The sequence below is a fragment of the Bacteroides sp. OM05-10AA genome (genome assembly GCF_003439055.1).
In the GTDB taxonomy this organism is placed as follows: Bacteria; Bacteroidota; Bacteroidia; order Bacteroidales; family Bacteroidaceae; genus Bacteroides; species Bacteroides intestinigallinarum.
On record NZ_QSUR01000074.1, the window covers coordinates 1 to 8,951 of the forward strand.

General features: G+C 42.8%; 8 protein-coding genes. 2 read left to right on the forward strand and 6 right to left on the reverse strand.

Features of this window, described 5'->3' with window-relative positions; translation table 11 throughout:
• Positions 1-282: 282 nt before the first annotated feature.
• The 6 genes from DXB58_RS27255 to DXB58_RS27280 form a co-directional block, all read right to left on the reverse strand.
• The gene (locus DXB58_RS27255) at positions 283-1,242 is read right to left on the reverse strand and encodes a toprim domain-containing protein (protein ID WP_007842328.1); all 960 of its coding nucleotides are present in this window, start codon (positions 1,240-1,242) and stop codon (positions 283-285) included.
• A 216-nt stretch (positions 1,243-1,458) separates the two neighbouring features.
• Positions 1,459-2,535, reverse strand: a complete 1,077-nt coding sequence (locus DXB58_RS27260) for an AAA family ATPase (RefSeq protein ID WP_007852816.1) — start codon at positions 2,533-2,535, stop codon at positions 1,459-1,461.
• A 14-nt stretch (positions 2,536-2,549) separates the two neighbouring features.
• On the reverse strand, positions 2,550-2,858 hold the full coding sequence (locus tag DXB58_RS27265) for a DUF3853 family protein (RefSeq protein WP_007842330.1): 309 nt from the start codon (positions 2,856-2,858) through the stop codon (positions 2,550-2,552).
• Positions 2,859-3,081: 223 nt separating this feature from the next.
• Positions 3,082-4,101, reverse strand: coding sequence for a hypothetical protein (locus DXB58_RS27270; protein ID WP_007842331.1), 1,020 nt, complete (start codon positions 4,099-4,101; stop codon positions 3,082-3,084).
• Between the two features lie 10 nt (positions 4,102-4,111).
• Complete coding sequence (locus DXB58_RS27275) at positions 4,112-5,404, reverse strand: YhcG family protein (protein ID WP_007842332.1); 1,293 nt, start codon at positions 5,402-5,404, stop codon at positions 4,112-4,114.
• Between the two features lie 66 nt (positions 5,405-5,470).
• Positions 5,471-6,754, reverse strand: a complete 1,284-nt coding sequence (locus tag DXB58_RS27280; RefSeq protein ID WP_021992115.1) for a site-specific integrase — start codon at positions 6,752-6,754, stop codon at positions 5,471-5,473.
• A 470-nt stretch (positions 6,755-7,224) separates the two neighbouring features.
• On the opposite strand from DXB58_RS27280, the gene DXB58_RS27285 reads away from it, so the two are divergent.
• Positions 7,225-8,457, forward strand: a complete 1,233-nt coding sequence (locus DXB58_RS27285) for a site-specific integrase (RefSeq protein ID WP_122138860.1) — start codon at positions 7,225-7,227, stop codon at positions 8,455-8,457.
• Between the two features lie 55 nt (positions 8,458-8,512).
• Entirely contained in the window at positions 8,513-8,866 is a 354-nt protein-coding gene (locus tag DXB58_RS27290) for a hypothetical protein (protein ID WP_147338754.1), read from the forward strand.
• Positions 8,867-8,951 lie beyond the last annotated feature (85 nt).

Genomic DNA, 8,951 nt, shown 5'->3' on the forward strand with positions numbered 1-8,951 from the left:
GTCCTTCGGTTGTGTGCCTCGCTCGATGCGATGTTGCAAGGCTTGATATGTATGCTTGATTTTGTTGCCATAGCTTCTTTCCTTTGTTTACAATTGATTTACTTTGCTCGCTTTCGCAGAGGGGTTCTTAGGGGTAACCCATAAGCGGAGATTGCAAAGAGAGGGTCACTCTTTGCTCGGGGTTCTCAGGGGTGAAACGCCCTGAGTGGGTCATTAGGGCAAAGCCCTAATCCCCTCGGGAGAGCCCACAACTACGAAAGCGAAGCGTGTAGTTATAGTGGGCTATAACCGGAAGCCTTTCGGTTTCTTGGATAGCGTATCATTCCTCTTTTCGACAGATTGCGCTTGCTCTTTCCTATCGGCTATTCGTTTCTGTAAATATTCGTTCAGATCTTTACATCCACTGTAGATTTGCGAGGCGTCACGTATATACCGGGTAGCATCATACTCCTTTCGGATTTGCTGTATTGCTTCCATTCCTGCACGGTCATTGTCAAAGAAACAGTGGATGCGCTCATAGCTTCCCAACGGATAGAGTGCCTTGGGAACATTGGCTACGGAATTAAGAACTATGTAATCCTGTCTGTCGAAGTCGGGTGATTGCGGACAGCTTTCCAGCCTTAAAGTAAGAAAGGAAAGGTAATCCATAAATCCCTCAAAAACGTAACATGTACTCCTTGGTTTTCCTGACTGTCTGATATGGGATATTTCTTTTGGTGCGATACATCCCTTGAAATATCGGTTGCGAATTTCATATCCGCCTGATATGTTCGGAAAGGCAATGGCGAAATACCGTTTGCCGTTGTGGGTGAAACGGGCTTCCTTACATTCTCTTTTCGCCAGTGCCGTGTTTATCCCTCTTTCCTGTAGGTAGGCAAGCAGGGCAGGAGAAGCCAGCAGCACAATGTCCAATTGCTGAAAACTCGGTTCGGAAAATGATTGCTTGCCAAAAGAGAAAGACACGGGACGTATGTGTGGTATCTGTTCTTCGATTTTCTGTAGAAGATAAGGCACATAGTCGGAACAGTAGAGTTCCTGTGCCAGTGCGATGATATTTCCACCTTTGCCGATTGCGAAATCATACCATTGGTTGCGCTCGGTATTTACTTTGAACGAGGGTTCTGTCTCTTCCCGTAACGGGGATTTGTACCATAGGTTAATACCTTGCTGCTTGACGGGAGAATATCCCAAACTGTACAGAAAATCCGCTATCCTGATTTGTTTTGCTGTCTGTATATCCATAATAAGATGAGTGTTTGAATAATGGTTGGAATATTTATTTCTCTTTTCGCCCGTACTTTTTTATGAAGTACGGTCTGTATAATCACTTCACTTTATCTTCGTATATATAGGATACGGTAATAAAGTGAAGCGCTTTTCTATTCCCTACAACCGCTTCGCTTTATTCTTAATATATAGACCTGCCGAATAAAGTGAAGTGATTACAGGTTATACGGTCTAATAGTGAAAGTCCGGCTTGAACGTGTATTTCCTGCCGTTCTCCTGTACTATCATCCGTTTGTTCCGGAGCATGGTGATAAGTGATACCGCTTTTTGATGGTTCAGTTTTACACCTACCGACATATATGACTTGATTAAGGAGGTTTCCAGATCCTTGTAGCCGTATTCCTCTTTCAGTCCGAAAGCCGCTTCCAGTGCTATGCGGTGCTGCTGTTCGCTAATATGTCTGTAAGGGTCAAACTTTTCCTCTTCCGGTCTTCCGGGTTTCTTCGCTTCGGGTCTGTACCCCTCTATGAGTTCAGGCAATGCATTGTCGTTGATACGGAAAGCGAAAGGCTCGAAATCCATTGCACGGATGTGCATGGCTGAAACATTGCTTATATCCCCGTTGCTCTTGTCCTTTTCCACCAGCAGAACGGTTTCCGCCTTGTTGTTCAGCTCCGTACCGATATGCCCTCTTGCGTTTTCATCGCCTTTGTTCTGGTGGAGTATCGTATGGATGTGTATCTGCCTGTCATCCGTCCACTGCATCAGTTTGGATATAATGCGTGTCGATTCTCCCGGACTGTTGATGTCATATACCATATCACGGATGCCGTCTATGATTACAAGCCCTATGTCCGGTGTATTATAGATAGCCTGTTCGACAATCCTGATACGCTGTTCGGGCGTGTATTTCCTCAAAGCGAGAAACTCCAGATGTTCATTGTCCCTGTCATCAGGAAGACCAGCAAGCCGTAAAATACGTTTCATGACTTTCAGACAGTGATAATGGCTTTGTTCCGTGTCCACATAAAGAATCTTCCTTTTTTCTTCCGGTAGTTCCGCAACATACCGCAGTACCGTACCGTTTTTCAATGCGGCGGCTACGATAGCCGATACATTGAAAGTCTTTTTACTCTTGGCTTTGCCGATGGATGCACTGAAATTGCCCAGTGTACCAATGACCGAACCTTGCACTTTTAGAATCTCAGGTGCTTTTTCGTAGATTTTCGACAGACTCAGGCGTGAAGCTTGCCAAAGGATTATTGCCTGTTCTGCCGAAATCTCCTTTATTTCTTTCATATAGTCCATAAGCATACCTCCCATTATTTCCGTCCTCCTGTTTTCTTCCCGGCAAGCTCAAGAGCCAATTCCGCATCTACGATAATCTTGCGCCCTATCTGGGTAATCGCCTTGTCTATCTTACCGCTTTTCTTTATGCGGTTGGCAGTGGGCAGACTGCACCCGAACAGTTTGGCTATACCGAGTATTCCGTACACATACTTCTTTTCCGTGTCTGTAACGGGTTGCGGCAATGCTTCGGCCTGACCTGAAGCGTGCTTACTCAGGAATATGAATTCTTCGCCTGTCATCTGCCAGACGGGTTTTGATAATAATTCTTGGATATTTGTCATCGTCCAATCTATTTAGTCGTTAAACAATCAGCCCTGCGCACTGGCTGTTATTTCTGTTCTCGAACGATGCAAAATTAGGTAGGGTTATGAGTGGTAAGGATGGGGACGGTACAAACTGAATATCATTGTATCTTATTGAATATCAGAAAATAAAAATACCACTCAAAAATTATTTTGAGTGGTAAAAGTGGAACTTTCGTAAAGTATCAGGATATATTACGGATTATCTGAATATATGTTCCATTTCCTTGGCGAAATTTTGGTTGCTGTCACTGGGGAAATCTGAAACAGGCTCCTTGTACTTGGATTTGTAGTAGCTGTCGTCAATATCCAGCAGTTTCAGTATTCTGTCTTTCCATTTGTCCCTGTCCTGTTTGGAGAGTTTCTCGCTCATCAGGAATATCAGATAGCATACACGTATTTTCTCTCTCGGTTTTATTTTCAGCTTACAGTTGCAGGGGTGAAGATTCATATTGGCATAGAAATCCAGTGCGGAAATTTCTTCGAACTGTTCTCCTATGCACACCTCATGAATGAGCGAAAGTAATTTCATGCTGAAATATTCCTGTTGTTCTTCTGTCGTTTCCTGCTGACTGATTGGCTCGCTTGATTTATTCTCTTGCTTTCCGTCAGGAATGTATTTCTTCAATATATCCAGAAAAAGGCAGCTTTGACGGTATATGTCCGCACAACAGTTCTTCATGTATTGGAATGCCTCTGTTCTTGCAGCCTTTTGCTGATCATAGAGTTTGTTCAGTTTGGCTTTTTCCCTGTCATATTCAGCCTTGCAGCGTTCATATTCTTTCTCTGCCTGTTTTTCCTCTTCGGCTGTATGCTCCCTGTAACCAATGGAATCATACCTGTTGTTGGCTTCATTCAGCGGCTTGCTCAGACTTCTTGTAACATCCAGCTGGGCTTCAATTTCCTGAGAATACCTTTCCATGTGCTGATAGCAAGCACGTTCTATGGCTCTGTCACTTAACGGGCGTATCTCATAAGCCTGTATGCTCTTTTCTATTTCAGTTTTCAGGCTGTTGAGTATCAAGGTGTATTGCTCTTTTTGCTTGTCAAGCACCAGTTCAAGGATAGCGGCTTCAAAGGATTTCATGTCATTATACTCCTGATAGAAATCCGATATGAATTTCTGCCTGTCAAAAGAAAAAGCGTAATTATCTATATAGTCTCTGTATATTCTGTTGAGTTCTCCATATTGGGGAATCATCGTCTGTATCTTTCCTGCCATATACTTTATATTATGGGTTCTTGTCCTTGTCAAGGAATAAGGTCAGTTCTTCTTCCACTTCTTCTATACTCGGTAGGGCAGATTTCAGATTTTCGGGTACTGCCTTGCTCAATTGATAGTCGCTGATACCTATCGGCTGGTCATATCCAGCCAAGGCATATTGTGCCACGACCTCATCCTTACCCCTGCACAGCAAAAGACCGATGGTCTTGTTATCATTTTCTCCCCTCAGTTTATCATCTACAACATTGATATAGAAATTTAACTGCCCTGCATATTCCGGTTTGAATGGCGTTGCTTTCAATTCCACGACAACATAGGCATGGAGCTTGATATTATATAGGATCAGGTCGGCGAAAAAGTCACTGTCCCCAATCTGGAAATGTTTTTGTCTGGCAACAAAAGCAAAGCCGTTACCCATTTCCAGCAAGTAACGGGTTACATGCTTTACCAACTGTTCTTCTATATCCCTTTCGTCAGCCTTTTCCTTTGCTCCTGCCAAGTCAAAGATATACGGGTCTTTTAACAGATAATTGGCAAGATCGCTTTGAGGTGCCGGAAGTGTGGCAGTGAAGTTGTTTACCTTGTTACTCTTGATTTGTCTGTCATACAGATTACTTTCAATCTGCATTTTCAGCACATTACTGCTCCAACCCATTTCTACAGATTGTTTCATATACCAATACCTTACGCCCAATGGTAGCGGATTATTGAGTATGACCATATGGCTTGCCCAATTTATTCTTGCAATCGGTGACGCCAAGAATAAATCTTCTATATCCTCTATTTTTATTTTATAGATGGTTGCTACTGTTTTTGCTACATTCTGAAATTGCGCAGGAACCTCCTGCGTAATTTCTAAAGATTGATTATCAGCTGATTGTATTTGCGCAGTAAGCTCCTGCGTAAATTGTCCGCTATTGAGCTTAAGGACTTCATTAGTAATGTTTTGAATATTTGGGACCGACAGTATTGAATCTGCTTCAATAAAACTACGAAGTACATTTAACGGATATAAACGGGCAAACTGGCACATATAAGTAAGATTACGTTCCGAATATCCCTTCTTTTCAGGATAATTGAATCTGATTGCCTGTGCCAATTTTTTGATAATTTTACCACCCCACCCATGTAGGTGTTGGTGGTACAGTATATAATTCCCCATTTTCCAGTAATGGAACAACATCTGGGCATTGGCTGCGGTAATGAGTCGGACTTGTGCCTGTTCTATTTCCGAACCGACAGCATGGACAAAGGCATCAAAATGACCTTTCTTTATATTATGTTCGTTGTTATTTTCCATATCACTAACTATTACTTAACAAAGATAACTCTAATAATGGATAATCTGTGAAACTGACTGATACTTTTAGAGTTGGTTAAACTTGTTCATTGCATTGGCCTTAATATCGTCTGCTATGTCAATGTAAGGCTTCATGGCTTTATAATCACTGTGCCCTGTCCATTTCATTACAACCTGTGCAGGAATACCGAGAGCCAGTGCATTACAGATGAATGTCCTTCTTCCTGCATGTGTGCTGAGTAATGCGTATTTCGGTGTAACTTCATCTATACGTTCATTTCCTTTGTAGTAGGTTTCACGTATAGGTTCGTTAATTTCTGCCAGTTCTCCCAGTTCTTTCAGATAATCATTCATTTTCTGATTGCTGATAACAGGCAATGCCATGTGGTTTTCAAAATGGATGTCCTTGTATTTTTCAAGTATGGCTTTACTGTACTTGTTCAGTTCAATACTCAGACTATCTGCCGTTTTAACGGTGGTGACTTCTATATGGTCGGACTTGACATCACTTCTCTTTAGGTTACGAACATCTGAATAACGCAGACTGGTAAAGCAACAGAACAGGAAAACATCCCGGACACGTTCCAGATACTGTTTGTCTTTGGGTATCTGATAGTCTTTTAGTCTGTTCAACTCTTCCCATGTCAGGAAGATTACCTTCTTGGGGGTGGTTTTCAATTTCGGTTTGAACGTATCGTATGCTATATTCTGGTGATAGTCTTTCTTGAAGCTCCATCGCAGGAACCATTTGAGGAATCCCATTTGTTTACCGATGGTACTGTTTCTCATGTCTTTTTTGTCACGCAGGAAATTGATATACTCGTTCAATCCGAACTCATCGAAATATTCAAAGGTCACATCTTCCTTGAACTCCTTGAGGTGATTTTTAACGGCTGCAAACTTTTCGTATGTGGATTCAGTCCAGTTATTCTGATTGCCGCATTCTTTTACAAATTCATCGAACACCTCCCAAAAACTTATCTGTGCTTCTTCCTGCTGTTCTTCGTTGGCATTCTTCATCCGCAGGTTGAATGCATCCTTTAGTTGTTGGGTAGTTGGCATGGTTTCCTGTACCTCAAACTCCTTGAACACATTTTGAATTTCGGCATAGTATTTCAGCAGATCGGCATTGATTTCAGATGCACTTTGCTTTAATTTGTTGGTACACCCGTTCTTTACTCGCTGCTTGTCGGAATCCCATTTGGCTACATCGATGCGGTAACCCGTTGTAAACTCAATGCGCTGGCTTGCGTATATGACGCGCATACGGATGGGGACATTCTCCACAATTGGCACACCGTTCTTTTTCCGGCTTTCCAATGCAAAAATGATGTTTCGTTTGATATTCATAATTGGGTGCGTTTGAAATTCTACACCCAAATATACACCCAATATTTGGAATAGCAAAAGATATTCAGAAAGATTTAGATTTACTATGTATTCCAAATTGTGTGTGATTATCAGTAATTTGCAATTTTATGATATTTCTTGAATGTATAGGTTCGAGAGCCTCTCTCTCCGCAGAACCCCAAAGACAAAAAGGGGTCAAAGTATGACAAATCCCGTAAAATCAAGGTTTTACGGGATTTTTTATTTCTCTTCTCGGACATCCGAAAGACACAAAAAAGCCCCGTTTGGACAGAGTACCGTTACTAAATCGTTACTGAAAATGGACGATTGATTTTAGTAACGATTTTTATGGTAAGTCTCTGATTTGTCGTTTGTTGTCTTCAAAGTGTCTGCTCACAACCCAATTATTAATTATTTCTTTGCCGCTAAAAGTTTTTACCCTCGGCAAAGAGGCAAAAAAAGGAGGTATTATGAGCAAGAGTACATTCAAGATTCTTTTCTACATTCGGAAGAATCAAGTAAACAAAGAAGGCAGGTCGGGAATTATGATCCGTTTGACCGTCAATGGCGAAATCGTACAATTCAGCTCCAAGCTGGATGTAGTGCCGGAGTTGTGGGATGTCAATACGCAAAAAATGGCGGGCAATTCCTTGAAAGCACGCCAGCTTAATTCCCTGCTGGACGATGTACGGACGACATTGAAAAATCACTATCACGACATCGAGGTACATGAGGCGTATGTAACGGCGGAAAAGGTTCGCAACGCTTTTCTGGGGATTACATCGAGACAACAAACTCTGCTGGAACTGTTCCGTTCGCATAATGAAGATGTGAAGAAATTGGTCGGTATCAGCAAAAGCGCGGCGACTTATGCCAAGTATGACCGCTGTATGCGACGTTTGGAGGAATTCATGCAGACCAAGTATCGGATCAAGGACATCGCGTTGAAAGAAATCTCCCATGTGTTTATTACGGATTTTGAGAATTACCTGCGCACGGAAAGCGGCTGTAATGAAAATACGACGGCCAAGTTCATGCAGACATTCCGCATGATCGTCATTGTGGCCAAAAACAACGGCTGGATTTTTACCGATCCGTTCGTCAATTACAAAATACGGCTGAAACGAGTGGATAGAGGTTATCTGACGGAGCATGAATTACAGAAAATCCTGAAAAAGAAATTTACTTGCAGCCGTTTGGAGCAAGTACGAGACGTGTTCATCTTCGCGTGCTTCACGGGATTGGCTTATATCGACGTGCGGAATCTCACGAAAGAGAACATCCGTATTTCGTTCGACGGTAAGCCGTGGATTATGACTGCCCGTCAAAAAACGGACACGGCAGTGAACGTGCCTCTGCTGAAAGTGCCGCAGGCTATTCTGAAAAAATATGAGGGCAAACTGCCGAACGGTCTTTTGCTACCTGTATTGAGTAACCAAAAGCTCAATTCGTATTTGAAGGAGATAGGCGATTTATACGGTATCAGCAAGAATATCACATTCCACCTTGCCCGCCACACGTTCGCCACGACCATGACACTCGCCAAAGGCGTACCTATCGAAAGTGTCAGCAAAATGCTGGGGCATACGAATATCCAGACCACTCAAATTTATGCCCGCATAACCAGCGACAAAATAAGTCGTGATATGCAGGCTCTTTCCGGGAAATTGGATGAAATAGAGAAAATCGCGTTAAAAGCATAAAGCCATGAATAGAGGAACATTGAAAATCGAACCATCGCACACGAGCGGAGTTCAAGTGTCGCTTATCTTATCGGATGACGGAACCGTTTGGATGTCTGTCGAAGAAATCGCGCATACATTTAATATATTGGCGGCGAGTGTCGTGCGGCAAATAAAAAAAATACTTGTCGCCGGAGAGTTGTGCGAGAAAGAGGTACGTCGGGAACAGACGACCACCCTGCCCGATGGGAGACTGTGCATTGCGGAGTATTATAATCTCGATATGATTATCGCCTTGTGCTTTTCCATAAAAAGTTATCCATGCGTCGTTTTTCGACGCTGGATACGGCAGCGGCTCGTCCAGACGCTAAAATCAAAATCGACCACACCTCTTATTCTACAAATCAGAGCAGACGGTATCATCAACTGAACGCGGCAACGGCGGGAGAAAATCAAAATCTCCCGCCGTTTTTTGTACGCTCGGCATGAGCATTATCTAACGGGTGTAAGTCCCG

Coding starts and splice junctions, on each gene's coding strand:
- DXB58_RS27275 (WP_007842332.1), bottom strand. CDS start 5,404: ATGGAAAATAACAACGAACATAATATAAAGAAAGGTCATTTTGATGCC.
- DXB58_RS27265 (WP_007842330.1), bottom strand. CDS start 2,858: ATGACAAATATCCAAGAATTATTATCAAAACCCGTCTGGCAGATGACA.
- DXB58_RS27285 (WP_122138860.1), top strand. CDS start 7,225: ATGAGCAAGAGTACATTCAAGATTCTTTTCTACATTCGGAAGAATCAA.
- DXB58_RS27255 (WP_007842328.1), bottom strand. CDS start 1,242: ATGGATATACAGACAGCAAAACAAATCAGGATAGCGGATTTTCTGTAC.
- DXB58_RS27260 (WP_007852816.1), bottom strand. CDS start 2,535: ATGGACTATATGAAAGAAATAAAGGAGATTTCGGCAGAACAGGCAATA.
- DXB58_RS27280 (WP_021992115.1), bottom strand. CDS start 6,754: ATGAATATCAAACGAAACATCATTTTTGCATTGGAAAGCCGGAAAAAG.
- DXB58_RS27270 (WP_007842331.1), bottom strand. CDS start 4,101: ATGGCAGGAAAGATACAGACGATGATTCCCCAATATGGAGAACTCAAC.